At 68.6% G+C, this 24,462-nt stretch carries 23 protein-coding genes and 3 tRNA genes; 17 read left to right on the forward strand and 9 right to left on the reverse strand.

What is annotated here, in order from left to right; translation table 11 throughout:
* Positions 1-2 precede the first annotated feature (2 nt).
* Both AC5Y6X_RS19710 and AC5Y6X_RS19715 read left to right on the forward strand, forming a co-directional pair.
* Positions 3-1,136 (forward strand): virulence factor Mce family protein, encoded by a 1,134-nt coding sequence (locus tag AC5Y6X_RS19710; protein ID WP_499988881.1) that lies wholly within the window; start codon positions 3-5, stop codon positions 1,134-1,136.
* Between the two features lie 3 nt (positions 1,137-1,139).
* On the forward strand, positions 1,140-2,690 hold the full coding sequence (locus AC5Y6X_RS19715; protein WP_499988574.1) for an MCE family protein: 1,551 nt from the start codon (positions 1,140-1,142) through the stop codon (positions 2,688-2,690).
* Between the two features lie 141 nt (positions 2,691-2,831).
* Here the strand turns inward: AC5Y6X_RS19715 and AC5Y6X_RS19720 are convergent, their stop codons facing one another.
* Positions 2,832-3,551: a TVP38/TMEM64 family protein gene (locus AC5Y6X_RS19720; protein ID WP_499988576.1), complete on the reverse strand. Its 720-nt coding sequence runs from the start codon at positions 3,549-3,551 to the stop codon at positions 2,832-2,834.
* Between the two features lie 42 nt (positions 3,552-3,593).
* A complete protein-coding gene (locus tag AC5Y6X_RS19725; RefSeq protein WP_499988577.1) occupies positions 3,594-5,009 on the reverse strand; it encodes an IS110 family RNA-guided transposase in 1,416 nt (471 codons plus the stop codon).
* Positions 5,010-5,316: 307 nt separating this feature from the next.
* Between AC5Y6X_RS19725 and AC5Y6X_RS19730 the strand changes: the two genes are divergently transcribed.
* Together AC5Y6X_RS19730 and AC5Y6X_RS19735 are read left to right on the forward strand one after the other, a co-directional pair.
* Positions 5,317-6,117, forward strand: coding sequence for a hypothetical protein (locus tag AC5Y6X_RS19730; RefSeq protein ID WP_499988579.1), 801 nt, complete (start codon positions 5,317-5,319; stop codon positions 6,115-6,117).
* Positions 6,118-6,185: 68 nt separating this feature from the next.
* Entirely contained in the window at positions 6,186-6,407 is a 222-nt protein-coding gene (locus AC5Y6X_RS19735; RefSeq protein ID WP_499988580.1) for an antitoxin, read from the forward strand.
* 12 nt (positions 6,408-6,419) lie between these two features.
* Here the strand turns inward: AC5Y6X_RS19735 and recD are convergent, their stop codons facing one another.
* The 3 genes from recD to recC are packed head-to-tail and all read right to left on the reverse strand — an operon-like array spanning position 6,420 to position 14,733.
* The gene (gene recD, locus AC5Y6X_RS19740; protein WP_499988582.1) at positions 6,420-8,150 is read right to left on the reverse strand and encodes an exodeoxyribonuclease V subunit alpha; all 1,731 of its coding nucleotides are present in this window, start codon (positions 8,148-8,150) and stop codon (positions 6,420-6,422) included.
* A complete protein-coding gene (gene recB / locus AC5Y6X_RS19745) occupies positions 8,147-11,428 on the reverse strand; it encodes an exodeoxyribonuclease V subunit beta (protein WP_499988584.1) in 3,282 nt (1,093 codons plus the stop codon). Before recB ends, recD begins: the two co-directional genes overlap by 4 nt.
* Positions 11,428-14,733 carry an exodeoxyribonuclease V subunit gamma gene (gene recC, locus AC5Y6X_RS19750; protein ID WP_499988585.1) on the reverse strand — a complete coding sequence of 1,102 codons (3,306 nt, stop codon included), beginning with the start codon at positions 14,731-14,733 and terminating at the stop codon, positions 11,428-11,430. The genes recB and recC overlap by 1 nt, the downstream gene beginning before the upstream one ends.
* 66 nt (positions 14,734-14,799) lie before the next feature.
* Between recC and AC5Y6X_RS19755 the strand changes: the two genes are divergently transcribed.
* On the forward strand, positions 14,800-15,315 hold the full coding sequence (locus AC5Y6X_RS19755; protein WP_499988587.1) for a nitroreductase family protein: 516 nt from the start codon (positions 14,800-14,802) through the stop codon (positions 15,313-15,315).
* On the forward strand, positions 15,302-16,072 hold the full coding sequence (locus AC5Y6X_RS19760) for a class I SAM-dependent methyltransferase (RefSeq protein WP_499988589.1): 771 nt from the start codon (positions 15,302-15,304) through the stop codon (positions 16,070-16,072). The genes AC5Y6X_RS19755 and AC5Y6X_RS19760 overlap by 14 nt, the downstream gene beginning before the upstream one ends.
* 22 nt (positions 16,073-16,094) lie before the next feature.
* Here AC5Y6X_RS19760 and AC5Y6X_RS19765 read toward each other — a convergent pair whose 3' ends face one another.
* A complete protein-coding gene (locus AC5Y6X_RS19765) occupies positions 16,095-17,198 on the reverse strand; it encodes a DUF8808 domain-containing protein (RefSeq protein WP_499988591.1) in 1,104 nt (367 codons plus the stop codon).
* A 47-nt stretch (positions 17,199-17,245) separates the two neighbouring features.
* Between AC5Y6X_RS19765 and cynS the strand changes: the two genes are divergently transcribed.
* A complete protein-coding gene (gene cynS, locus AC5Y6X_RS19770; RefSeq protein ID WP_499988593.1) occupies positions 17,246-17,701 on the forward strand; it encodes a cyanase in 456 nt (151 codons plus the stop codon).
* Entirely contained in the window at positions 17,702-18,715 is a 1,014-nt protein-coding gene (locus AC5Y6X_RS19775) for a patatin-like phospholipase family protein (protein WP_499988595.1), read from the forward strand.
* A gap of 145 nt (positions 18,716-18,860) precedes the next feature.
* On the opposite strand, the gene AC5Y6X_RS19780 is transcribed toward AC5Y6X_RS19775, so the two are convergent.
* The 3 genes from AC5Y6X_RS19780 to AC5Y6X_RS19790 form a co-directional block, all read right to left on the reverse strand.
* Entirely contained in the window at positions 18,861-19,556 is a 696-nt protein-coding gene (locus AC5Y6X_RS19780) for a crotonase/enoyl-CoA hydratase family protein (protein WP_499988596.1), read from the reverse strand.
* 74 nt (positions 19,557-19,630) lie between these two features.
* Entirely contained in the window at positions 19,631-20,464 is an 834-nt protein-coding gene (locus AC5Y6X_RS19785; protein WP_499988597.1) for a DUF8453 domain-containing protein, read from the reverse strand.
* 164 nt (positions 20,465-20,628) lie between these two features.
* Positions 20,629-21,351, reverse strand: coding sequence for an MBL fold metallo-hydrolase (locus tag AC5Y6X_RS19790; protein ID WP_499988599.1), 723 nt, complete (start codon positions 21,349-21,351; stop codon positions 20,629-20,631).
* A 123-nt stretch (positions 21,352-21,474) separates the two neighbouring features.
* Between AC5Y6X_RS19790 and AC5Y6X_RS19795 the strand changes: the two genes are divergently transcribed.
* The 9 genes from AC5Y6X_RS19795 to secE all read left to right on the forward strand — a co-directional run bounded on the left by AC5Y6X_RS19795 (position 21,475) and on the right by secE (position 24,445).
* Positions 21,475-21,687, forward strand: a complete 213-nt coding sequence (locus AC5Y6X_RS19795) for a type II toxin-antitoxin system VapB family antitoxin (protein ID WP_324681021.1) — start codon at positions 21,475-21,477, stop codon at positions 21,685-21,687.
* A gap of 107 nt (positions 21,688-21,794) precedes the next feature.
* Positions 21,795-21,867: transfer RNA gene (locus tag AC5Y6X_RS19800), tRNA-Thr, on the forward strand.
* A 50-nt stretch (positions 21,868-21,917) separates the two neighbouring features.
* Positions 21,918-21,991, forward strand: a tRNA-Met gene (locus AC5Y6X_RS19805).
* A gap of 55 nt (positions 21,992-22,046) precedes the next feature.
* The gene (rpmG, locus tag AC5Y6X_RS19810; protein ID WP_007167776.1) at positions 22,047-22,214 is read left to right on the forward strand and encodes a 50S ribosomal protein L33; all 168 of its coding nucleotides are present in this window, start codon (positions 22,047-22,049) and stop codon (positions 22,212-22,214) included.
* Between the two features lie 37 nt (positions 22,215-22,251).
* Positions 22,252-22,704 carry a (3R)-hydroxyacyl-ACP dehydratase subunit HadA gene (gene hadA, locus AC5Y6X_RS19815; protein ID WP_499988883.1) on the forward strand — a complete coding sequence of 151 codons (453 nt, stop codon included), beginning with the start codon at positions 22,252-22,254 and terminating at the stop codon, positions 22,702-22,704.
* Entirely contained in the window at positions 22,691-23,119 is a 429-nt protein-coding gene (gene hadB, locus AC5Y6X_RS19820; protein ID WP_499988602.1) for a (3R)-hydroxyacyl-ACP dehydratase subunit HadB, read from the forward strand. Before hadA ends, hadB begins: the two co-directional genes overlap by 14 nt.
* Before the next feature lie 4 nt (positions 23,120-23,123).
* Positions 23,124-23,624 (forward strand): (3R)-hydroxyacyl-ACP dehydratase subunit HadC, encoded by a 501-nt coding sequence (hadC, locus tag AC5Y6X_RS19825; RefSeq protein WP_499988603.1) that lies wholly within the window; start codon positions 23,124-23,126, stop codon positions 23,622-23,624.
* Between the two features lie 157 nt (positions 23,625-23,781).
* Positions 23,782-23,854, forward strand: a tRNA-Trp gene (locus AC5Y6X_RS19830).
* A 111-nt stretch (positions 23,855-23,965) separates the two neighbouring features.
* Positions 23,966-24,445 carry a preprotein translocase subunit SecE gene (gene secE / locus AC5Y6X_RS19835; RefSeq protein ID WP_499988605.1) on the forward strand — a complete coding sequence of 160 codons (480 nt, stop codon included), beginning with the start codon at positions 23,966-23,968 and terminating at the stop codon, positions 24,443-24,445.
* The last annotated feature ends 17 nt before the right edge of the window (positions 24,446-24,462 follow it).

The following is a 24,462-nucleotide window of genomic DNA, read 5'->3' on the forward strand; positions in this document are numbered from 1 at the left end:
GCCTGATCGTCGGCGCCGGTCGCCGCGCGCTCGTGTTGTTACTGGCCGCCGTGGTGACGTCGTGCAGCTGGCGGGGCATCGCCAACGTGCCGCTGCCGTACGGTCGTGGCACGGGTTCGCATCACATGACGATCTACGTGCAGATGCCCGACACGCTGGCGCTGAACACCAACAGCCGGGTGCGGGTCGCCGACGTGTGGGTCGGCACGGTGCGTGACATCCGGCTGAAGAACTGGGTCGCGATCCTGACGCTGGACCTCGACCCGAGCGTGCAGCTGCCGGCGAACGCGACCGCCAAGATCGGCCAGACCAGCCTGCTGGGCACCCAGCACGTCGAGCTGGCGGCGCCGAAAAACCCGTCGCCGCAGCCGTTGAAGACCGGCGACACCATCGCCCTGGCGAACTCGTCGGCCTACCCCACCATCGAAAGGACGTTGGCCAGCATCGCGGTCATCCTCACCGGCGGCGGCATCGCGAACCTCGACGTGATTCAAACCGAAATACTCAAGGCCCTCGACGGCCACGTCGATCAGGTCCGCGAATTCCTCAGGCGGCTGGACACTTTCACCGCCGAACTGAACCGCCGACGCGACGACCTGACCCGCGCGATCGATTCGACCAACGAGCTGCTGAGCATCATCGCGAGCCACAACGACACGCTGGATCGGTTGCTCACCGACATTCCACCGCTGATCGAGCATTTCTCCGACACGCGCGAATTGTTCGCGAACGCCATCGAATCGCTGGGCCGGTTCAGCGACGTCGCCAACCGGGCGCTGTCGGACTCGCGGCCCGATCTCCACCACAACCTGCAGTCGCTGCAGCGACCGTTCATTCAACTCGGCCGCGCCGCGCCGCTCGTCGTCGACTCGTTGCGCCTGGGCCTCACAGCGCCGTTCAACATCGACGGCGTCCCGAAGGTGATCCGCGGCGACTTCGTCAACGTGTCGGCCGGGATCGACCTGACGCTGTCCGCCCTCGATAACGGGCTGCTGACCGGAACCGGACTGTCGGGCATGTTCCGGGCGCTCGAGCAGGCGTGGGGGCGGGATCCGGCCACCATGGTCCCCGATGTCCGCTACACGCCGAACCCGAACGACGCCCCGGGGGGCCCGCTGGTGGAAAGGGGCGAGTGAGAGATGCTGACCCGCCTCATCAAAACCCAACTGGTGTTGTTGGTGGTGCTGGCGATCGGCGCGGTGGTGGTCCTGGGCTGGTACTTCCTGCGGCTACCCAGCCTCGTCGGCGTCGGGCGCTACACGCTGTACGCCGAACTGCCGCAGTCAGGGGGCCTGTATCGCACCGCCAACGTCACGTATCGGGGCATCACCATCGGAACGGTCACCGCCGTCGAACCAACCCAGCGCGGCGCGCGGGCGACGATGAGCATCGACGACGGCTACCAGATTCCGAACGACGCGTGGGCCAATGTGCATTCGGTGTCTGCGGTGGGCGAGCAGTACATCGATCTGGTGTCGACCCGCACCGGCGGTCCGTACCTGCGGAGCAACCAGACGATCACCAAGAGCACGGTGCCCAGCCAGATCGGCCCGGCGCTGGATGCCGCCAACCGTGGGTTGGCGGTGCTGCCCAAGGACAAGGTGGCGTCGCTGCTGTACGAGGCGTCGCAGGCGCTGGGCGGGCTGGGGCCGTCCCTTCGGCGCCTGGTCGACGCGACCCAGGGCATCAGCCACGACTTCAGGGGCAGCCTCGACGACATCGACGACATCATCGAGCACTCGGCGCCCATCATCGACAGCCAGGTCAATTCCGGTGACGACATCGGGCGTTGGGCCGCCAACCTCAAGACGCTGAGTGCGCAGACGGCACAACAGGATCCGGCGATTCGTCGCATCCTGGCCAACGCGGCGCCGACGGCCGAGCAAGTCAACGCCACGTTCGGCGACGTGCGCGAGTCGCTGCCACAGACCCTTGCCAACCTCGAGGTCGTGCTCGACATGCTGAAGCGCTACCACAACGGCGTCGAGCAGGCGTTGGTGTTCTTGCCGCAGTCCGCCGCGATCGCCCAGTCGGTCACCTCGGAATTTCCCGGCCAGGCCTCGCTCGGCTTCGGCGCCCTGTCCCTCAACCAGCCGCCGCCGTGCCTGACCGGCTTCCTGCCGGCGTCGGAATGGCGGGCGCCGGCCGACACCAGCACCGCGCCGCTGCCCGCCGGCACCTACTGCAAGATCCCCATGGACGCGCAGAACGTGGTTCGCGGGGCACGCAACGACGTATGTGTGGACGTGCCCGGCAAGCGGGCGGCGACCCCGCGCGAGTGCCGCAGCAGCGCGCCGTACGTGCCGTTGGGTTCCAACCCGTGGTACGGCGACCCGAACCAGATCCTCACCTGCCCCGCGCCGGCCGCGCGTTGTGACCAGCCGGTGAAGCCCGGCCTGGTGATCCCGGCGCCGTCGGTCGACAACGGCCTCAACCCGCTGCCCGCCGATCAGCTGCCGGGCACGCCGCCGCCGGTCAGCGATCCGCTGCAGCGACCGGGATCGGGGACCGTCCAGTGCAACGGGCAGCAACCCAACCCCTGCCTCTACACCGCCGGAGCCGTTCCCTCGTCGATCTACGACGTGCAGAGCGGCAAAGTCGTGGGGCCCGATGGAATGGTCTATTCCGTCGCGAACTCGGCCAACATCGGGGATGAGGGGTGGAAGGAGATGCTGACACCGGCGCGCTGAAATCCACTTGCCGAGGGTCCTCAAAATGCCGGCGTCGACGGCGTGTCGGTGTACATATGAGCGCGCTCGCGGGTCTGGAAGACCGGCTACTCCCGCTTGCCATCTATAGGAGCATCAACCGCGGCGCGGCGGCCCTGCCACTCATTCGTTGCCGTCTTCAGTGCTGCCTTCATCGCCGCGGCGGTGGTGCGCGCGCCATTTTCGATATCCCCGCCGCGCGGCGAACGCGCCGACGATGGCGCTCACGCACCACACCGCGATCGCCGCGTATGCCAACGCGGGCGACCGATTCCCGATCGACGCGCCGAGAGCGGTGTAGGCGAATGCGCGCGGTATCGAACCGATCAAAGAGCCAATTGCCATCTGCCACAACGGAACACCGAATGCCCCGAATGTATAGGAGGCAAGCGCGTCCGAGATGCCGGGGACGAAGCGTTGGCCCACAACCGCCCACAGCCCCCGCCGATCGATCAGCGCATCGATGCGGTCGGCGCGTCGGGCGCCCAGGAGCGCCCGGGCGCTGTCGCGGCCGGCCCGGCGGCCGACGAGGCTCGCGACGATCGCGGTGCCCACCGTTGCGCCGAGCGTCACCGCGATGCCCAATCCGGGCCCGAACAGTAGTCCGCTGCCCGCAGCCAGGACCGAGCCCGGAACGAACACCGCGCCCAGAACTGCTGACACCGCGACATAGGTCAGCGGCGCCGCGGGGCCCGTCGCCAGCACGGTCCGCCGCACCGTCTCGACGTCGATCACTCGGGTGACGGCGACCAGAAGGTAGAGCGCGAGCAGGAAGCCGGCGAACACGGCGAGCCGCACGATGTGGCGTCGTCGGGATATCGGTGGGGAGGCGTCGTCGACCATGCTGACCGCGATTGTTCCGCACCGACACCGAAACTTGAGTTCCTAAGCGGAGTCAAGCATGTGCGGTGGCTTTATGCTCGGGTTGGCGGGCCGGAGAACTGGAGCGCTTGGCGACTCCTTTTGTTCCCGGCTCGTCCTGCCTTTGCGGCGTTGTGACTGTCGGGTGTTGGCGGCCTTGATGCGGATCTGCTTGTCGACGGTGTGGTGGGTGCGAACGATGCGGCGTCCTTCCTCGGGGGTGATGCGGCGCCCGTCGGTGTCGCGCAGTACGTAGTGCTTGCCGGTGCGCCAGCAGGTGGCGATCCGGGTGAGCAGGATGGTGGCGATGTGGCAGGTCGCTGAGTCGTGGTGTCGCTGGGTGCCCATGAGCCGCTTGTATTTCGCAGCCAGCTGCGGGTCGGTTTTGCGGGCTTGGTCAGCAGCGGTGAAGAGGGCTTCCCGCAGCAGCGGGTCGCCGGCTTTGGTGAGCCCGTGCTGGTGCTGGGCTTGTCCGGACTGGTTGACCTTGGGGACCAGGCCGGAATAGGCGCGGATGGCGGCCAGGGAGTGGAACCGGTGCGGATCGCCAATGCGGCCGGCGATGACGGCGCAGGTGACCGGCCCGACCCCAGGTGCTGAGGCGATGATTCCGGTGGGATCGGCCTCGGCATAGAGGTTGGCGCAGCGCTCGTCGAGGTCTTCGATCTGCTCGGTTAGCACTTGGGCCTGCTCAGCCTCCACGGCGATATCGGCGGCCAGCTCGGCGAAGTCGATCCTGGCCTCGGCGCCAGAGCCCCACAGCTGCAACGATTCCTGGGCTGCGGCCAACAGCATCGTGGCGTGGTGCTCGCGCCACGCGCCGCGGGAGTGGCGGATCAGGAAACGGGTTAAGCGGGCGTGGCCGAGACGGATGAGACTGTGGGGGTCGGCGTAGCGGGTCAGCAGCGCCAGTGCCGCTTTGCCGTAGTTCGACCCCAGGGCGTCATACCAGCCCGGGCCGAGGAGCTCGAGCTGGGCGTCGAGGCGCTGCAGGACCGCGGTGCGGCGCTTGACGATCGAGGCGTGGATCTTGACGATCCGCCGCAGCGGGTCGGCTGGCCCATCCCCGGTGTGCTCGCGCAGCCCTTCTGGATGCAGCAGTGGCAGCCTGGCCAGCACTTTCGAATCCAAGTGATCGTTTTTGGTGTGCTTGGAGTAGTAGGCGCGCAGGTCCGCAGACTGGGTGGTGGGCACCATCGAGATATGCGCGCCGCGATGGCGAAACCATGATGCGACCGGCGCCCACGCGTTGCGGGTCGGCTCCATCACGACCCGCACCGTGTCCTGCTCGCCAAGGCCGATATCTGCCCACAGTTTCTCGAGCTCAGCGGGTCGGGTGAAGAATTTGCGTCCACTCCACACGAACGTCCCGTCGGGGCGAGCCAGCGATGCTTGGTGAGCAGCCCGACAGGCCAAGTCGATACCCAAAGTCAGCTCCACGCACGTCCTTTCAACGCGATCGGCAGGTCGGTCCCCAGTCCGACGGGCATAGCCCAGACATTCCAAAAGCAGAAGTCCGCCATCAGGCAGCTTCAAGTTCCCAAACAGGGACACCAGCCGACACAGGGCCCATGCTCGCGGACGACCACTCAACACTCAGGAATCCCAAGGTTCCAGTCGGTAGGCGCGGTCGCCCGCGAGCACAGACCAAACCTAAATGTCGGTGGCCCGCGCTACCTTTGGCCCAATCACACGCGACGCCTCCAACCGGACGGCCCGCCAACCCTGCGCTCAGCGGGAGGTATCCATGGCGCATTTTTCGGGCGACTCGCCAACCGGGTCCCGGGTCATTCTGCTCGGGGACCACGACACGGTGCTGAGGCACCGTGAGCACTTGTCGGAGCACGCGACACAGCAGGGATGCCGCATCGCCGAGGTCTTCTCCTTCGAGCCGGGCGAGGCAGCGGCGGCCGGCGAGCTGACCGAGATCGACGCCGTCATGTCGGCGCTGGGCCGCGCGATCACCGACCGCATGGACATCTGGGTGCCGTTCGCGGGCCCGGACCTCGGGCGTGAGCAACACTGGCGGCGCCTGAGCCTGGTGCTGCAGCGGCACGGGCTGAACCTTCGGGTCGGGCGCGAACTCGACCCATGCCCGGTCACCGGCGGGTACAGCGAAATCGACTTCGCCCTCCGGCGCGAAGTCCAGGCCGTCGACGAGCTCGACAAGGCGGTACTCGCGGCACTGGGAGCCGAAAGCCTCAGCCGTGAAATCGAATTGGGCCTGGTTGCCGCCGGCGCCGGTGCGCCCGCCGGGGCGGCGGTGCGACGCGTTCCGACCGGAGTCGGCACCGATGCCGGTGCTTACGCGGAACGTGTTGTGCTGCCGGCCCTTCCGGCACCCGCCGCGCCGTGGGCGCAGCGCCAGCCGGTGCTGAAGCGCTACGTCCGTTGGCTCGTGCACGGCTGTGGCGTCACGCAAGTGGCCACCGCGCGGGTCCTCAACTCGGCCGGACAGCGCACCCAGAAGGGCCATCCGTGGCGACCGACAACCGTGTCCGCGCTGCTCAACGGTCACTACGACAACGGCAAAGGGGCAAGCGGATGAAACGGACCGCCGCATGCGATTTGCTACGGGTCGGCCGTGCTGAATCGGCGTGAGAGCTAAACTCTGGCATGCGCGTCACGATCGATCTTCCCGAGGATCTGCACAGACAGGCGCTGGCGATCGCGCGGGAGACCCACAGCACGCTAAGCGAAACTGTCGCCGCCCTGATGCGACGCGGCCTCAGGGGCGCCGGCAGCGCTGGGATCTCCATAGATCCGGAGACGGGGCTGCCCTTGGTGAGTGTAGGGACCGTCGTGACCTCCGAGGACGTGCGCGCATTGGAGGATTAGCCACCGCCGCGATCAACTAGCCGCGGACTCCCGCAGCCGAAGCGCCAGCCCGCTGGCGCGCATCGCCCGCCGCGCGATCGCGGCGCGCACGGAAGCCTCGGATCCGACCACGCGGACCTTGCCCTTCGCGCGGGTCACCGCGGTATAGAACAACTCCCGCGTCAGCAGCCGTGAGTCCTCGCCCGGCAGCAGCACCGTCACCTCGTCGGCCTGGCTGCCCTGGGACTTGTGGATCGTCATCGCGTGCATGGTCTCGACATCGCTGAGGCGGCTGGTCGCGAAGTCGACGGGCCCGGTCGCGCCGGCGATGACCGCACGCAACCCGTCGGGACCCGCAACCGCGACGCCGGTGTCACCGTTGAACACGCGCAGTGCGTAGTCGTTCGCGGTCACCAGCAGGGGGCGCCCGGCGTACCACTCCGACCACGGCGGCAGGCCCGTTTCCTCCGAAAGCCACTGCTCCACTTGACGATTCCAGCGTCGCACCCCGAACTGGCCCTGCCGGTGCGCGCACAGCAGCCGATGCTCGTCCAGCGTCGCCAGCGCCACATCGGCGGCGCCCAACGCCGCCGCCTCTCGCAGCCGAAGCGCGTGCGGCAGCAGGATCGGCCGCAACCGATCAACGACGTCGTCGTCCTCGATGAACTCGACGTGCTCGTCACCGGATCGCAGCAACGTCAGCGCACCATCCGCGTCGCCAGCCCGGATCGCGTCGGCGAGAAAGCCGATCGACTCGCCGAACCGGTGTGACGTCCGCAGCGCCGCCACCCGCATGTCGCCGCGGCCCGACAATCCGTCCACCAGGTCCGCCAGCACGGCGCCGGCCTCGACCGACGCGAGTTGGTCGGGATCGCCGACCAGAATCAGCCGGGCGTCCGGGCGCACCGCTTCCAGTAGCCGCGCCATCAGGGTCAGTGACACCATCGACGTCTCGTCGACCACGATCACGTCGTGCGGCAACCGGTTTCCGCGATCGTGGCGGAACCGCGAGGACGAGTCCGGCCGGCGGCCCAGCAGCCGATGTACCGTCATCGCCTGCAGCCCGCCCAGCCGCTCGCGGTCGGCCGCATCCAGCCTGGCCACTTCGCGCTGCACCGCTTCGGCCAGCCGGGCCGCGGCCTTGCCCGTCGGCGCCGCCAGCGCGACCCGCGGCGGGGCCGACCCGGCGAGCTCGGCCTGCTCGGCCACCACCGCCAGCAGCCGCGCGACGGTGGTCGTCTTGCCGGTGCCGGGGCCGCCGGTGAGCACTGTCACCCCTTGCGACAGCGCGATTTCCACCGCCTCGCGCTGTTCGGAGTATTCGGGCGGGAAAAGCCGCGAGGAGACGGGCAACTCGCGCGTCGATCCGGACGCCAGCAGCGCGAGCAGGTCGTCGCACACCTGCTTTTCCTCGCGCCAGTACCGGTCGAGGTAGAGCAGCCGGTCGTCATAGAGATGCAGCACCGGCGGGTCACCCACCAACGCGCTCGCCCGCACCGAGGCCAGCCACTCCACCGGCTCCGGCCACGGCACGTCGCCCGAACCCACCGCCGCCGCCACCGTCGGGAGCTCGACGCACACCGATCCGCCCCGCAGCGCGCGCACCGCCAGCGCCACCGCCAGGGCCACCCGTTCGTCGTCTTCCCGGGCCAGCGCGCAGAGTCGTTGCGCCACACGCACATCCGAGAGATCAAGCACACCGGCCGTGTTGAAAGCCCCCAGCAGGCCCTCGACGCCGACGGCGACCTCCACGTCCGCGGTCACGCCGCCCGCCTTCCCTCGTCCAGCAGATCCGACAGCGCCACCACCAACTCGGGCGGCGGCTGCCAGCCGAACACGCCGCACGGGTACCCGTCGACCACGGGCGTGTCGGCACCGCACATGCCCCGCACGAACAGATACAACACCCCGCCCAGGTGTCGCGCCGCGTCGTAGCCGGGCACCCGCCACCGCAGGAAGCGGTGCAGCACAACGGTGTACAGCAGCGCCTGCAGCGGGTAGTCCGAATGCAGCATGGCCTCGGTCAACCGGTCGCGGCCGTAGTCGGCCGCGGTGTCGCCGAGGTGGTTGGTCTTGTAGTCCACCACCAGGTAGCGCTGGCCGGGCAACCGCAGCACCGCGTCGATCGAGCCGGTCAGGTACCCGCGCAGTGATTGACCACCCAGCCCGCCCGACGTCAATCGCTCGGCGTAGGACCCCAGCGGGTCACCGGCGGGAAGGTGGAACCGCAGCAGCTCGCCCACGTCGGACAACGAGACGTCGGGCGCGGCAACGCGCACGTCGCCGCCGGCCAGCGGGATCTCGAAGTCCAACTCCCGCAGGCGGTCTCGCGGGCCGATCTGGCGCAGCGTCAGCCCGCCGGCCAGCGGCCCCAGCGACGTGTCGTGCATCGGCACCAGGGCGGCCGCCAGCGCGGCGGCGTCGACATCGACGGCCCACCACGCCAGGTGCCGCCGCACCTGCTCTTCGAGCCCGGGGGCGAGGTCGGGCACACCCGGGTCCGTGGTCTCGAGCACCGCGTGCACCAGCGACCCGAATGCCGCGCCGGCCGGCATCGCGCTCAGCGGCGACTCGACGTCATGGCCGGCGGCGGGCGCGGTGACCACGACGCCCTCGACCTCGTCGTCGCGCACGCCGACCTCCGGCTCGCTGTCCGTGCCGAGCGCGCGGGCGGTCTCGCCGCCGCGAACCAGCGCCGAATACGAGGTGCGTCGCCATCCGGTGTCGATCGCGCGGTGGAAATGCCGGACCTCGAAGTGGGGGACGGGCGGCGCGGCGGGCCGTGCCGCCAGCGGCGCGATCCGAGACTCCTCCACCGACGGCCCGCCCGCGTCCTGCCACCGCCCGAACAACGCCCACGCGTCGTCGTCGGTGATGGCCGGTTCGTACCTGTCCGGCACCCGCGCCTCGCCGATGCCGCGCCCGCGCAGCAGCCGCGACAGCCCGCCGTTGCGCTCGTCCCGCGTCGGCGCCCACCACGCCACCACCTGCGATTGGGCCCGGGTCAGCGCGACGTAGCTGACCCGGATGTTGTTGCGGGCCTCCTCGCCGCGGTGCAGCTCCTCCACCACGCGGCGGTCGGGGCTGTCCTTGCCGCCGACGTGCAGGCAGCGGGTGTCGTTCTCGTCGTGGTAGAGCAGGATGTCGTTCTTGCGGACGTTGCGGTTGAAGGCGAACGGCAGGTAGACGATCGGGAACTGCAGTCCCTTCGCCACGAACACCGTCATGATCTGCACCGCGGCGGCGTCGCTGTCCAGGCGGCGGTTGCGTTCGGACTCGCCGGTGCGGTCGGCGCACTGCCGGCGCAGCCAATCCCGCAGCGCCGGTAGGCCGTAGCGTTCCCGGTGCGCGGTCTCGTGCAGCAGTTGCGCGATGTGCGCCAGGTCGGTCATGTGCCGCTCGCCGCCCCATTGCGTAAGCACCCGACGGCCCATGCCGCCCAGCTGCGCGGCCTCGAACACGGCGGCGACCCCGCGCTGCCGGGCGTGGGACGCCCACTCCCGCAGCGTGGCCGCGACCCGGTCGGTCAGCGCATCGCCCTCGGCGGCAAGGGTTTCCGCGGTCTCGCCGAAGAACATCGTGCACGCCGCGGCGCGGACCAGCCCGCTGCGGTGCGGCGCGTCGAACGCCTCCAGCAGGCACAGCCAGTCCTTGGCGGCCTGCGACTCGAACACGTCGGTGTCGCCGGTGTAGATCGCGGGAATGCCGGCCGCGGCCAGCGCATCCCGGCACGCCCGCGCGTCCCGGTGCTGCTCGACGATGACCGCGACGTCACCGGCTTCGACGGGCCGGCCGGCATACGTGGCGCCGGAGGCCAGCAGCGCTCCGATGTCGGCGGCCAGGTCGGCGGGAATGTGCCGGCGCAGCACGTCGATCGGGATGTTCTGGGTCTCGTCGTAGCCGAGGGCGGGCCGTTTGACGACGCGCAACCGGAACGGCGCGTTGTGCGGCGCCCCGGCCAGCCGGTGCCCGGCGTGCTGGGCGTGGATCTCGTGCACGACGATATCGGGGTGGCCCAACGCCGCGCCGCGCAACACGGCCTGCAGGCTGTCGACCAGCGCGCGGTCGCTGCGCCAGTTGACGCCCAGCGTGTAGCGAGCCCCGGCCGTGTGGGCGGCCCTCAGATAGGTGTGGATGTCGCCGCCGCGGAAGCCGTAGATGGCCTGCTTCGGGTCGCCGATCAGGATCAGCGTGGAGTGCCCGGCGAACGCGCACTCGAGCACCCGCCATTGGATGGGGTCGGTGTCCTGGAACTCGTCGACCAGTACGATCCGCCAGCGCCCGCGCATCCGGTCGCGGGCCGGGGAGTCCTGCGCTGCAAGGACTTTCGCGAGCCCGGTGAGCAGGTCGTTGAAGCCGGCCACGCCGAGCCGGCGCTTGCGGTGTTCGAGCTCGGCGAGCACGTCGCGGGCGAAACGCAGCCGGGCCGCGGGCGTGCTGCCCGGCTCGGGATCGAGCGGCCGCAGTTCCGCGCACGGGTCGTCGACGACGTCGCGGGCCAGTTCCAGCGCTTCGTCATACGTCAGTGGTGGCTCGTTTTCGCCGGCCCCGAACCGGGCGAGGTAGAGGTCGTCGACGATCTCGGTGACCAGGCCGTCGAGGCTTTCGACCAGCCGAACGCCGGCGGCCGTATCACCGGCCACGCCAAGCGATCTCAGCACCGACCCGCAGAATTCGTGCGTGGTCGCGATGGTGGCGGCGTCGAAGTTCGCCAGCGCGTCGCGCAGCCGGGTCCGCCGCGCGGCGCGCGCGTCGTCGGTGCCGCGCAGCAGGTGCTCGACGAGGTCGCTGGCCGGCGCCGGGCGGCCCTCCAGCGCGGCCACCGCCGCAGAGATCTGATCGCGCACCCGTTCTCGCAGCTCGCGGCTGGCGGCGCGGTTGAACGTGATCAGCAGCATCTCGTCGAGCGTCGCGCCGGCCTCGGCGAGATAGCGGGTGACCAGTCCGGCCAGCGCGAAGGTCTTGCCGGTGCCGGCGCTGGCTTCCAGCACCGTGGTGGAGCCCGCCGTCGGCAGCGGACCCAACAGGTCGAACGGGTCCATCAGGCGGGCCTTCTTTCGGCGGCCAGCAGCGGCACCCACAGCCGGGCGGCCAGCGCACCAAGCCGGGTGTCCTCGCCCGGCATCGCCAGTTCCGGTTCGGGCGCCCCGAGCAACACGTCGAACGGGGCCTTGGGTCCCCACACCCGCACGTGCGCCGGCTCCCCGTCCTCGCCGTCGTGAAAGTTATTGGACTCCCACTTTTTTCGGGCCTCCCGCATCGGGTCCCGCCCGCGGTGGCGGCGTTCGGCCCACGCGTAGGACGTCTTGAGCGGCAGTGGCAGTGGCTCCCGGCGTCCCGCGTCGAAGATCGCGACCAGGTCCCGCAATACGGACACCGGATCGGGCGGCGCGCCCAGCGCGCAGACCTCGACGGCGTCCCTGCCGCCGCGCCCGACGCAGATCGCGGTCCAGTCGCCGCCCGGGTGGCCGGCGGCGAGCGCAACCAGCGAGACCCACGCCTGGAGTTTGTGTTTGGCGGCCAGTCGCGAGTAGCTGACGTCGACGATGCGGTTCTCGAACACCCGGTTGACGGTGCCGGTGACGCGGCGGCCGGGGGCGCCGGGCCCGCCCAGGTCGACGGCGATGTCACGGGCCTGCGCCGGCACCCGTTGGTGGCTTTGCGCGATGCCGGCCAGTTGGGCGGCCGTTTGGCTGATCGCGTCGGCCTTGCGCCAGCCCAGCCGCAGCGGCGGCAGCGTGCCGCGGCGCCATTCGGCGTTCATCGCCACGTTGCGGTCCATGCCCCGCAGGATGTCGTGCAGCATCCGGTCGCCGACGACCCACGCCTGAAGCGGGTCGATGTCGACCGGTATCTCGTCCTCGATCCCGTCGACGTCCCACGGCAGCGTGCAGTCGAGTGCCCGGAAGAACCCCTTGACGGGGTCCTTGAAGAAGTCGAGCAGGTCGGCCAGCGACACGTCGCCGGCCGGCGACACGGGCAGCGGTCCGGCGATGAAAGGCGGTGGCGCGCAACGGTCCCCGGTGGCGGCCCGCGCCGCGGCCAGCGCGGCCGGGTCGAAGGTGAATGCCGAATCGGGCACCAGCGCGCCGGGGGTGACGTTGCGGCGGTCGAACGGCTGCAGCGGGTGGTGGGTCAGAATGTGCCGGCGCACCGGGGTTTCCGTCGTCTGGTCCAGCGCATCCAGCACCTCGGCCAGCGGGACCGCGGGCGGGCGCGGGTGTCCCGTGTGCTCGTCGTTGCCGGTGTAGGTGATCACCAGCGTCTCGGTCGCCGCGCACACCGCGTCGAGAAGCAATTGCCGGTCCTCCGAACGGATGTCGCGCTCTCCGGTCATCGGGTCGCGCGCCAGCGCGTCGTCGCCGTCGGGAACGTCCAGTCGCGGGAAGACTCCGTCGTCGAGCCCGACCAGGCACACCACCCGGTGCGGCACCGAGCGCATCGGGACCATCGTGCACGCGGTCAGCGTCCCGGTGCGGAAGTTGGCCCGGGTCGGGCGTCCGGCCAACTGGGTGGACAGCAGCGCGCGCACGTCGGGCAGCCGCAGCGGCGTCGAGGCCCGGGCGCCGGCCCGCGCGACGACCTCGGCGAACTCCCGTTGCAGCTGCGCCTGTTCCCAGGCGTCGTCCGAGCGAGTGAGCAGGCCGACGCCCGTGGTCAGCGCGTTCACCCAGGCGGCCAATGACTTTGTGCCGCTGAGGGTTTCGACGATGCGTTGCAGGCGCTCCACGTATTCGGTGAGCCGCCCGGCCAGCTCCACCCGATTGCTGCCGACGTCGTCGAGGGGCAGCGCGGTGTCCAGCCAGGCCTGCGAATCGTCCGACATCGCCACCCCCGTCAGGATGCGGTCGAGCCCGAACCGCCACGTGTTGTGGACGACCTTGGCCAGGCCGTACGGCCGGCGATACTCCGGGTCGAAGCCCCAGCGGATGTTCGCCGAACGGACCCATTCGGTGATCGCGTCGAGGTCGTCGTCGGTGAACCCGAACCGGGCCCGCACCGGTTCGGCCTGGGCGAGGTTGAGCACCTGGCTGGCGGTGACCCGCGTTCCCGCGATGGCGAGCAGCTCGGCCGCCACCCCCAGCAGCGGATTGGTCTGCGTGGGGGAGCGGTCGGCGAGCCTGACCCGCAGTTGGTGCGCGGGATGGGTGTCGCCCGCGACATCGCCGAGCCCGAAGCCGGCGACGATCAGCGGCGCGTAGGTGTCGATGTCGGGGCACATCACCACGATGTCGCGGGGTTGCAGCGTCGGGTCGTCGGCCAACAGGCCGAGCAGCACCTCACGCAGCACGTCGACCTGCCGCATGGGGCCGTGGCAGCTGTGCACCTGCACCGAGCGGTCCGCGGCGGCCAGCACCCGGCCGTCGGGCCGGACCGCGTTGGCGGCGATGTCGGCCTGCAGCCAGCCCAGCAACGTGTCGGGTCTGGTTGTGCCGCTTGGCCATTGCAGGTATTCGTCGCCGGCCGGGCAGGCGGGCAGTGCGCGCTGCAACTCGCGCAGGTCGCGGCCCAGCGTCTCCAGCAGCGGATGCCTGGCGGCGGCCCGGCTGGTGTCATCGCGGCGCGGCACGGCGCCGTGCAGCCCCGCCAGCGCCCGCCAAAGCTCGTCGCTGGGGTGCGGCAGCCATAGGTGCAGCTCGTGGTGGGCCGCCACCGCGTCGAGCAGCTCCACCTCGGTGCGCGCCAGGCGGGTGTGCCCGAACAGCGACAGCCGCGGCGGCAGGTCGCCGGACCCCGAGCGCAGCCGCGCGACGGTCTGCTGGTGGCGGACGTGCGGGGGATCGGCTCCGATGCGCGTGACCAGCGCCCGCCACAGTTCGGGCTGCCAGAGCAGATCCTCGTCGAGGCCGCGCGGGTCGCCGTCCAGCCAATCGGCGAGCAGCCGCGGGCGCTGCCGGGCATAGGAGGCGAACAGCCCGGCCAGCCGGCGCGCCACCGCGTAGCGCCGCCCCTTGCGCAGCTCGGCCTCGACGGGGTCGGCGTCGAAGTGGCCCAAATGGGTTGCCAGCGTTCGGCACCACGGCTCGTCGAGGCTGCCGTCGATGGCCTCCAGCAGCGGCCACGTCATCGCCTCCGGCGACCATGGGTCGTCGTCGACCGTGCCGGTGATCTCCGCTATCAACGACGCCGGACTGCGGAACGCCACCCCCGCGCACACACCGTCGCCGGCGCCGGGCGTGCACCCCAGCACGTGCGACAGCCGCTGGCTGAGCCAGCGTTCCACGCCGCGCGCCGGCACCAGGACCAGCTCCTCGGCGAACGGGTCGGGCAACGGGCTGGCCAGCAGGGCGCCGAGAGCGTCGGCAAGCAGGTCGGTGCGCTCGCCGCGGTGGAGATGGAGGGCCATTGCGCTGCCACCATAGAACGCCTCGCCGACAACGGTGGCAGCATGGGCCGAGACGGGAGGAACAACATGGAAGCTTGGGACGCGATCTGCGCCCGGCGCAATGTGCGGGAGTACAAGCCGGACCCGGTGCCGGAAGCCGATCTGAACCGGATCGCCGAGGCGGGGTGGCGTGCGCCGTCGGCGAAAAACCGCCAGCCATGGGACTTCGTGATCGTCACCGACCCGGCTCAGCTGCAGCAGCTGTCGACGGTCTGGCGGGGCGCCGGACATATCGCCAAGGCCGCGGCCGCGATCGTCCTGGTGGTGCCGGTGCCGCCGGACGACCGCAGGCTGGTGACCGACAACTACGACGTCGGTCAGGCCACGATGGCGATGATGATCGCGGCCACCGACCTAGGGATCGGCACGGGGCATTCGTCGGTGGGGGACCAGGAGAGGGCGCGCGCCATCCTGGGGGTTCCCGACGATCACCTGGTGGCCTTCATGCTCGGCCTCGGCTACCCCGCCGACCGGCCGCTCGCCCCGATCCGCAAGCCGAATCGCCGGCCCTTCGACGAGGTGGTCCACCGTGGCCGCTGGTGACGCGGTGAGCACCGCACGCAAGGGCGAATACGGGTACGACGGGTCCTTCCACACCGTCTCGGCCGGAGCCCAGTTGGCCGGCGTCGCAACCACATCCGCGGTTCTGTTCGCGGGCGCCGGCTTCGCGCTGGCCCGGGGCAACCGATTGGCGGCCGGGCTTGCGGCGGCATCGGCCGTCCAGATCCTCGCGACGGCGGCGTCCTACATCTACTCGACGAGATCGGGCAAGTTCCGCGTGTGGGACGACATTCTCGACAACCTGCGACTGCGCGGCGACGAAACGCTGCTCGACCTCGGATGCGGGCGCGGCGCGGTGTTGCTGGCCGCGGCCAAGCGGTTACCGCGGGGCCGCGCGATAGGCGTCGACCTGTGGCGCGCCGACCAGACCGAAAACTCCCGGGACGCAACGCTGTTCAACGCGGCGCTGGAAAATGTCGCGGAGCGCGTCGAGGTGCGCACCGCCGACATGACCGCCCTGCCGTTGGACGCCGAGAGCGTCGACGTGGTCGTCAGCAGCCTTGCGATCCACAACATTCCGACACGTGCGGGCCGGCGCAAGGCTTTGGACGAAGCGGTTCGGGTGTTGCGCCCGGGCGGCCGTCTGGCCATCGCCGACCTGTGGGAGACCCGCCAGCACGCCGCTCGTTTGCGGGAACTGGGCTGGCTCAACGTGCGGCGCCGCAACCTCGGATTTCGCATGTGGTACGGCGGCCCCTGGTTCTCGTCGCGTCTGGTCACCGCCACCAAGCCGGGGTGAGCCCGCGCTGGCGCATGCGCTATCAAGTTTGGGAAGCGTCTAATGGTCCCGACCCGCTGATGCGAATCCACCACGGCGGGTAGCTGATGTCGAGGACTGCCGTCCGGTGATAGCCGGACCAGGTGGGCACCCCGGGTGGCTGGCCTCTATACACCCCGCGGGCGGCCGCGACGACTCGATCGCGCTGGGTCGGCCATTGCAGCTCGGCGGCGATGTCATCGAGTAGCTGCCGGTCGCGTGCGAGGACTTGGTTCACGATGTCGACAGCGGGCAGCTGGTTGCCCTTATCGCCGTTGCAGCGGCTGCACGCCAGGACAAGGTTTGCCAGTCCGTCGATGCCCACCATGGACCAGGGCAGGACGTGATCGATCGGGTTGTCGGTCGGCAAGTGCGCACCGCAGTAGAAGCAATGGGCGCCGAACGCATCCTTGAAGGGTTCGCGGACGGCGGCCAGGGCAACGCGTTCCCGGCCAAAGAGGTGTCCGGCCACGTCGGGGACCTCGGCGTCAAGGAACTTGTTCATCCGCCGCACGTCCTCGACCCACATGATTTCCAGCGCCGGCTTCAGCAGCCCCGCCAACCTCGCCAGCCCGTAGGCAATGCCGGGTTTGAGCTCGATGGCGTCGCCGTGGTCTCGCAGGCCCCTGCGCGAGATCTGATCGTGCAGGAACGAGTCGTCATAAAGAAAGGCCTCGCCCTTGGCAGTGCCGGGTAGCCGTTGAAGCCGTGGCAATGGCTGCTGGGCCAAACACAGGGTGATCTCGTTGATAGCTGCCCGGTACGCCGACGGGGCCCGTAGCATCGCGACGTCGACCGTGGCGCCGCCACCGGCTACGCGGCGAAATTCCCTGGCGGCATGAGGAATTCGTTCTCGACTCTGCGTCGACTGCTTGAGTTCTTGGCCATAGAAGGGCCGGACCTGGCGCCAGTAGATCTCGAGAACGCGGTGCGCCAAATCGGGGATCGGCACTCTCAGCATATCGGCGGGGTCCTCGGGCAGGTGCTCGATGCAGAAATCGAGCAATGCCATCAACGTTGCGAACTTGTACGTAGCCGTCCTGCGGCCGGTTTCCAGAATCGCCACCACACGCTGGCCCAACAGCAGTGGGTCAGCGGGCTCGGCCATAGAAGGGATTATGGCTACCGATGACACCGACGTGCATGCTGGGACCCATGACGAGAAACGAACTCACCGAACAGATCGTCGTCGCGCGGCTGGCGAAGGGGCTGACGTGGCAGGAGCTGGCCGACGCGATCGGCAAGCCGGTGCTGTGGACCACGTCGGCGCTGCTTGGCCAGCACCCCATTCCCGCCGAACTGGGCAAGGTCCTGGCCGAGATGCTGGGTCTCGACGAGTCGGTGGTGCCGGTGCTCGCCGCCCCGCCCATGCGTGGCGGACTGCCCACGGCCGTGCCGACCGACCCCACCATCTACCGCTTCTACGAAGCCCTGCAGGTCTACGGCGGCGCCATCAAGGAGCTGATCCACGAACAGTTCGGCGACGGCATCATGAGCGCGATCAACTTCAGCGTGGACCTGCAGAAGAAGACGCACCCGTCGGGCGACCGCGTTGTCGTGACATTCGACGGCAAATTCCTTCCCTACGACTGGGTTTCGGCGGAGAAGTAGATGGCGGCCAGGGCGGCGCAGCCGAAACCCGTCGATCTGGTGCTCTCCGGCGGCGGCGTCAAGTTCATCGGCCTGGTGGGCGCGGTCGTCGCGCTGATGGACGCCGGATACTCGATCAAGAGGGTCTCGGGCGTTTCGGCCGGCTCGGTGGTCGCGGCGATCTTGGCGGCCGGCACCAAGGACGACCAGCTGAGCGCCGCGGACATGAAGGAACTCGCCTTCTCGGTGCCGCTGAGCAAGTGGCGCGACGCGGGGCCCGTCCCCTATCTCGGTGCCGCGTGGGGACTGATGCGGGAAACGAGCATGTATCGCGGTGACGTCGCCTACGACTGGATTCGCGGTGAGCTGAAGAACCTGGGCGTCAGCACCTTCGGCGATCTCGTCCTCGACGACGAAGACCTGATCAAGGGGTGGCAGTACCGGCTGGTGGTCACCGTCGCCGACCTGACCGCAGCGCAGCTGGTGCGGCTGCCGTGGGACTACCGGCGGCTCTACGGGCTGGACCCCGACGAGCAGCCGATCGCCCAGGCGGTGCGCGCGTCGATGGCGATCCCGTTCTTCTACCGCCCGGTGAAGCTGAGGAGCGTCACCGGGGCGACGTCCACCCTCGTCGACGGCGGTGTGCTGTCGAACTTCCCGATCGACACCTTCGACCGGCCCGACGGCAAGCCGCCGCACTGGCCCACGTTCGGGGTCACCGTTCTGCCGAGGCTCACCGAGGGCCTCGGCACGGTGATGCCCGCGCTGAAGCCCCTGCGCCTCTTGGAACAGACAGCGCTGCTGGAAAGCCTGCTGACCACCATCCTCGCCGGGCATGACCAGACCCACCTGAACCAGCCGTGGGTGTCCTCCCGCGCGATCCCGGTCGAATCGACGGATGTGGGTGTGCTCGACTTCGATATCTCCAGGGGGCGCCTCGAAGAGCTCTACGACAGGGGGTATGCGGCGGCGCAGGAGTTCCTGTCGACGTGGGACTGGGCGGCCTATCTCAAGCGCTTCCGCTGGGCGGTTTGACGAAGGGTGAAGTGACGGCCCGGCGTCGGCGTGTCACACTTCCGAATGGAGGAGGCGACGTGAGGGGAGGCGGTTGCCCGGGCAACCGCATCGCCTTCTCCGCGACAACCGAATCATGGTGGAGCACACCATCTTTCGGCCTGGGCTACAGGCCGAACTCGGCTTCTATGCCGTCGATCCCGGCGCGGATGGCCGCCAGCGCGTCGGCGCGGGTGCGCAACTTGGTTGCGGCGTGGGCGTGCTGGTGCAGGCCGGCGAATTCCTGCGCGGCCTCCTCGGCACGGCGCAGCACCATCTCGGGCAGCACGATCTCGTCGACAAAGCCCGCGGCGAGGGCGGTTTCGCCGAAGAACGTCTTGGCCAGCCCGGTGGCCTGCTGATAGGCCGACCTCGTCAGGCGCAGCTTCATGATCTCCAGGGCGGCGTAGGGGATGATCATGCCGATCGCGACCTCGTTGGCCTGAATGTTGTACGCGTGGGCGGCCACCCGGTGGTCGCCGGACGACAACAGGAACGCCCCCATCGCGATGGCGTGGCCGGTGCAGGCCATCACCACCGGCTTCGGGTAGGACAGCAGCCGATGCGCCAGCTCGAAGCCACCCCTGAGCATGTCGACCGCGGGCTGCACCTCGCCGGAGGTCAAGATCTTCAGGTCGAAGCCGCCGCTGAACACGCGCTCGTTGCCGGCGATCACCAACGCCCCGACGTCGTCGCTGTCGGCCTGGTCGATGGCCTCGTTGAGGGCCTGCTGCATGCTCGGGCCCAGCGCGTTGACTTTGCCGTCGTCCATCCGGATGACCGCGATGGAATCGTGGTGGCTGTAGGTGACCGGGCCGCTCATGGCTCACTCCTTCGATACGGGCAGCCCGTCGATTGAATCAGATCGACGTCCGCTCGACCGGAGACGGCCCGCCGTCACACGTGCTGGCTGTGATGTTTGCCGAGATCGTTTTCCGCATTGCCCCAGCGCAGGCTGACGTCGGTGGGTTCGTCGAGCTGCCGGGTGCGCCACCTGTCCTGGGTCTCCTGGACGGCCGCGTTGATCCGCTCGATCTCGCTGCGGAACACGTCGGGACGCGTTTCCTTGCTGGCGTAGTGGAAGTAGGTGAGCAGCCCGCGCAGCAGTTCCAGCTTCTGCTTTTCCCGCTTCGCCAGGTCGTGCGTCGTCATCAGCTCGATGCGCTGAACCGGTGGCAGGGCGTCCCAGTCCAGCACCACGTTGGTCTCCAGCGGCCGCCGTGCGCGCTGCCAGAACCGCCACCCCCGCGGCCTGTCGGGGCGGTCGTAATAGATCACCTTCCCGGTGAAACGCGACTCGATCCCGCTGCCGATTTCGCCGCGGTCGAGCGCCGAATCCCACACCATCCGCCATTCCTGGCCGGGCGCGAGCACCGGCAACTCGCCGGGTAGCTGCAGTTCGACTACATCGGCGTAGCCGTCGGCCGCATTTTCGTATTCGGCCACCGTCGGGGGATTCGCAAACGAAAACGTGATGTCATAAGCCGCCGTCCGGCCGAAATTGCGGACCACGAGCTCGATCACGTGCCAGTCCGCGGCGTGCGGTTCCATGAGCATGGCGACGTGGGGACGCGTCTGCTCCGCCGCCAACCGGCGATTGCGGCTGAGCTGGCGATTCGTGAACAGCAGCGCGACGACGCCGAGCGCGATCGCCGCCCACGCCGCCCACGCCAACCAGGTGCTGGACCCAACGTTGGTGACCCCGTGCCAGCTGTCCTGGATCCACCCCATTGAATCCACCCTCCGCTTATATCACAGCGATCTTTCGCACGAAATTTCGCTGAACCGATAGTAGAGGCGCCGGGCGAATACCGCAGAACTCAAAATCACGCCGCACTCCGAATCGCCACTCCGAATCGCCACTCCGAATCACAATGAAACGGCGGCCGAGTCACTCAGCCGCCCATCAACATTCGCCACTGATCGAGGTTGGCGGCCCGATACACATAGTTGGAGCGCTTGACTTCCGACAGCGATGCGCTGGAGTCAACCGAATACCAGTGCCCGGGAAACACTATCGGATCACCGGGCAGCGCGGCGAGCTGCTGCAGACTGCGATACATCTCGTCGGAGTCGCCTCCCGGAAAGTCGGTGCGCCCGCAGCCATCCAGGAACAGCGTGTCACCCGCGACCAGCCGGCCGTCGAGCAGGAAACACTGGCTGCCGGGCGTGTGACCCGGTGTGTGCAGCAGCTCGATCTCGATGTCGCCGATGTTGATCTTGTCGCGGTGTTCATGGGTGGTGAGGTCGCCCAGCCCGATCCCGGTTACCCGCGAAACCCAAAGCGCCTCATGGGTATTCACGTGCACCGGCACACTGACCCGCTCCAGCAGCTCCGCCAGCCCCTTGAGCTCGAAGCCCATCATGTTCCCGCCCACGTGGTCGGGGTGGTGGTGGGTCACCAGCACCCCCGACAGGTGCATGCCGTCGGCCTCGAGCGCGTCGAGCAGATCACCCGCGGCATATGCCGGGTCGACCACCACGCAGTCCCCGGTCTGACGATCACCGATCAGGTAGGCGAAATTGCGCATTTGTGTCGCAAACATGTCCCCGGCGGCGAAATCGCGACCGGAAAGCAGTTGGCGGAAGTACAGCCGGTCCTCGGACGAATCTGACACGCCACCAGACTATGACCCGCGGCGACGACGCTGCATGTGGGCGCCGCCGGCCGCGCGACACACTTCGGCGGGCAAGCGACGGCAACCGGGGTTCAACCCGTCTGCGCTGGGTATCGTTAGCCCATGCGGAAGAAGGTCGAGATCGAGATCGACGACGACCTGGTCCAAGAGGCCATCCGTCGGTACCACCTCGCCGACGCGCGCGAGGCCGTCCACCTTGCGCTGCGGACCCTGCTCGGAGAGGCCGGTGACGCGTCCGGTGACCAGCACGACGGCGACTACGACGAGTTCAGCGACCTCAGCGCGTGGGAACCCCGTCGCAGCGACGCCCGGTAGACGCCTTTCACCCGCAACCTCGGGCCGCTGCTGTGGTTTGGTGCCGTTGCGCCCCAGGCTGTACCCTCTTTTAGGCCCGCGGGACGACTGGTCGCTTCGGGCTAAAGGCCCCCTTAGCTCAGTCGGTAGAGCGTTTCCATGGTAAGGAAAAGGTCAACGGTTCGATTCCGTTAGGGGGCTCGGCGGACGCCGAGCAGGCTGGCGGCCCCGACCCCAAAGGGGTGGACAGAGGCGATGTAGCTCAGTCGGTTAGAGCGAACGACTCATAATCGTTAGGTCGCCGGTTCGAGTCCGGCCATCGCTACAACACAACAACGCAGCGCGGCGAAACCGCGAGAAGGAACCGAGAGAGAACCGTCATGGCTTCCAGTACCGACGTGCGGCCGAAGATCACCTTGGCATGCGAGGTGTGCAAGCACCGGAACTACATCACCAAGAAGAACCGGCGCAACGATCCCGACCGGATGGAGTTGAAGAAGTTCTGCCCGAACTGCGGCAAGCATCAGGCGCACCGCGAGACACGCTAGGTTCAAACCAGTGGGGTTGCGCGGAAACATCGTCGGGATGCACTTTCGCTATCCCGACCATTACGAGGTGGAGCGGGAGAAGATCCGCGAGTACGCCGTGGCCGTGCAGAACGACGACACGGCGTTCTTCGACGAGGACGCGGCCGCCGAGCTGGGCTACAAGGGTTTGCTGGCCCCGTTGACGTTCATCTGCGTGTTCGGCTACAAGGCGCAGACGGCGTTTTTCGACTACGCGAACATCGCGGTCGAGGACGCGCAGATCGTCCAGGTCGACCAGGTGCTGAAATACCGGAAACCGATCGTCGACGGCGACAAGCTGTACTGCGACGTGTATGTCGACTCGGTCCGCCAGTCGCATGGCACCCAGATCATCGTGACCAAGAACATCGTCACCGACGACGCCGGTGACGTCGTGCAGGAGACCTACACGACCCTTGCGGGCCGTGCCAACGAGGATGGAGAAGAGGGATTTTCTGATGCCACTGCGTGAGTTCAGCTCGGTGAAGCTGGGTGACCGGCTTCCCGAAAGGACCTACCCGCTGACGCGCCAGGACCTGGTGAACTACGCGGGCGTCTCGGGCGACTTGAATCCGATCCACTGGGACGACGAGATCGCCAAGGTCGTCGGCCTGGACACCGCGATCGCGCACGGCATGCTCACCATGGGTATCGGCGGCGGCTATGTCACCTCGTGGATCGGTGACCCGGGCGCGGTCACCGAGTACAACGTGCGGTTCACCGCGCCGGTGCCGGTGCCCAACGACGGCAAGGGCGCCGAGCTGGTCTTCAACGGCCGGGTGAAGTCCGTCGACCCGGAAACCAAGTCCGTGACCATCGCGCTCACGGCCACCACCGGCGGCAAGAAGATCTTCGGCAGGGCCATCGCGTCCGCGACACTCGCGTAGGCCCATGGCGCTCAAGACCGATATCCGCGGAATGATCTGGCGGTACCCGGACTATTTCGTCGTGGGCCGCGAGCAGGTTCGCCAGTTTGCGCAGTCCATCAAGAACCGCGACCCGGCGCACTTCGACGAGGAGGCGGCAGCCGAACTCGGCTACGACGCGATCCTGGCACCGCCGACCTTCGCGACAATCTTCGCCAAGCTGGTCCAGCTCGATTTCTTCCGGCACGTCGACATCGGCATGGAGACCCTGGTGATCGTCCAAGTCGACCAGCGCTTCGTCTTCCGCCGACCGATCAAGGCCGGCGACAAGCTATGGGCCCGGATGGACATCCAGTCGGTGGACGAGCGGTTCGGCGCCGACATCGTCGTCACCAAGAACGTCTGCACCACCGACGACGGCGAGGTGGTTCTGGAGGCCTACACCACGCTGATGAGCCAGTACAGCGACGGGTCGGCGAACCTGCGATGGGACGCCGAGTCCGGCCAGGTCGTGCGGACGGCGTAATTCCGGATTTCCTGCGCTTATGGGGAATCTAGTACACTCGGGCGTCGGGGTTTTCCCATTACAGCGCGCTGTCCGTCGGTTCGGCGATCACCGAACGGAGAGCGCGCGTGTCATGTGGGCCCGGGTAGGTAAGCGCAGGTTGGCCTGCCAACCGCGAAGGGGCGTAGCTCAAATGGCAGAGCAGCGGTCTCCAAAACCGCAGGTTGCAGGTTCAAGTCCTGTCGCCCCTGCTGACGGCCGACGTCCGACGACGATGCAGGCCGGAACGGCCTGAGGAGGAGTCGGGCGATGGGAATCGTGCCATGCTGGACACTGAAGGCCGACGAACGAAGGAGCATGCGGTGAGCGACGAGGGCATCGAGGCCGCCAACGACGCCGCAAGCGACGGCGGCGAAACCGACGACGGCCGCGCCAGCGGTGGTCGGACGGCCGTGGTGACCAAGCCTGCGCGGCCGCAGCGTCCTACCGGCAAGCGGTCCCGGCAGCGGGTGGCCGACGCCGACGAAGACGTCGACATCGAGTCGCCGGACGAGGCCGAGGTCGCCGCGGAGGACAAGACCAAAAAGGCCCGGACATCCAAGAAGGCCGGCAAGCAGGCCAGAAAACCGAAGAAACCCGCCGACCGTTCGGCCAACCCGTTCGTGTTCGTCTACAACTACCTCAAGCAGGTGGTTGCGGAGATGCGGAAGGTGATCTGGCCCAACCGCAAGCAGATGCTCACCTACACCTCGGTGGTGCTGGCGTTTCTGGCCTTCATGGTGGCGCTGGTGGGTCTCGCCGACTTCGGCCTGACCAAGCTGGTCCTGTTGGTGTTCGGCTGAGTGAGTGACAGGAAGGA

The sequence above is a fragment of the Mycobacterium sp. NGS26 genome, from assembly GCF_059813025.1.

What these genes read in the sequence shown, in the direction of transcription:
- AC5Y6X_RS19715 (WP_499988574.1), top strand. Translation starts at nt 1,140, where the DNA reads ATGCTGACCCGCCTCATCAAAACCCAACTGGTGTTGTTGGTGGTGCTG.
- AC5Y6X_RS19720 (WP_499988576.1), bottom strand. Translation starts at nt 3,551, where the DNA reads ATGGTCGACGACGCCTCCCCACCGATATCCCGACGACGCCACATCGTG.
- AC5Y6X_RS19730 (WP_499988579.1), top strand. Translation starts at nt 5,317, where the DNA reads ATGGCGCATTTTTCGGGCGACTCGCCAACCGGGTCCCGGGTCATTCTG.
- AC5Y6X_RS19735 (WP_499988580.1), top strand. Translation starts at nt 6,186, where the DNA reads ATGCGCGTCACGATCGATCTTCCCGAGGATCTGCACAGACAGGCGCTG.
- recB (WP_499988584.1), bottom strand. Translation starts at nt 11,428, where the DNA reads ATGGACCCGTTCGACCTGTTGGGTCCGCTGCCGACGGCGGGCTCCACC.
- recC (WP_499988585.1), bottom strand. Translation starts at nt 14,733, where the DNA reads ATGGCCCTCCATCTCCACCGCGGCGAGCGCACCGACCTGCTTGCCGAC.
- AC5Y6X_RS19755 (WP_499988587.1), top strand. Translation starts at nt 14,800, where the DNA reads ATGGAAGCTTGGGACGCGATCTGCGCCCGGCGCAATGTGCGGGAGTAC.
- AC5Y6X_RS19765 (WP_499988591.1), bottom strand. Translation starts at nt 17,198, where the DNA reads ATGGCCGAGCCCGCTGACCCACTGCTGTTGGGCCAGCGTGTGGTGGCG.
- cynS (WP_499988593.1), top strand. Translation starts at nt 17,246, where the DNA reads ATGACGAGAAACGAACTCACCGAACAGATCGTCGTCGCGCGGCTGGCG.
- AC5Y6X_RS19775 (WP_499988595.1), top strand. Translation starts at nt 17,702, where the DNA reads ATGGCGGCCAGGGCGGCGCAGCCGAAACCCGTCGATCTGGTGCTCTCC.
- AC5Y6X_RS19780 (WP_499988596.1), bottom strand. Translation starts at nt 19,556, where the DNA reads ATGAGCGGCCCGGTCACCTACAGCCACCACGATTCCATCGCGGTCATC.
- AC5Y6X_RS19785 (WP_499988597.1), bottom strand. Translation starts at nt 20,464, where the DNA reads ATGGGGTGGATCCAGGACAGCTGGCACGGGGTCACCAACGTTGGGTCC.
- AC5Y6X_RS19795 (WP_324681021.1), top strand. Translation starts at nt 21,475, where the DNA reads ATGCGGAAGAAGGTCGAGATCGAGATCGACGACGACCTGGTCCAAGAG.
- rpmG (WP_007167776.1), top strand. Translation starts at nt 22,047, where the DNA reads ATGGCTTCCAGTACCGACGTGCGGCCGAAGATCACCTTGGCATGCGAG.
- hadA (WP_499988883.1), top strand. Translation starts at nt 22,252, where the DNA reads ATGCACTTTCGCTATCCCGACCATTACGAGGTGGAGCGGGAGAAGATC.
- hadB (WP_499988602.1), top strand. Translation starts at nt 22,691, where the DNA reads ATGCCACTGCGTGAGTTCAGCTCGGTGAAGCTGGGTGACCGGCTTCCC.
- hadC (WP_499988603.1), top strand. Translation starts at nt 23,124, where the DNA reads ATGGCGCTCAAGACCGATATCCGCGGAATGATCTGGCGGTACCCGGAC.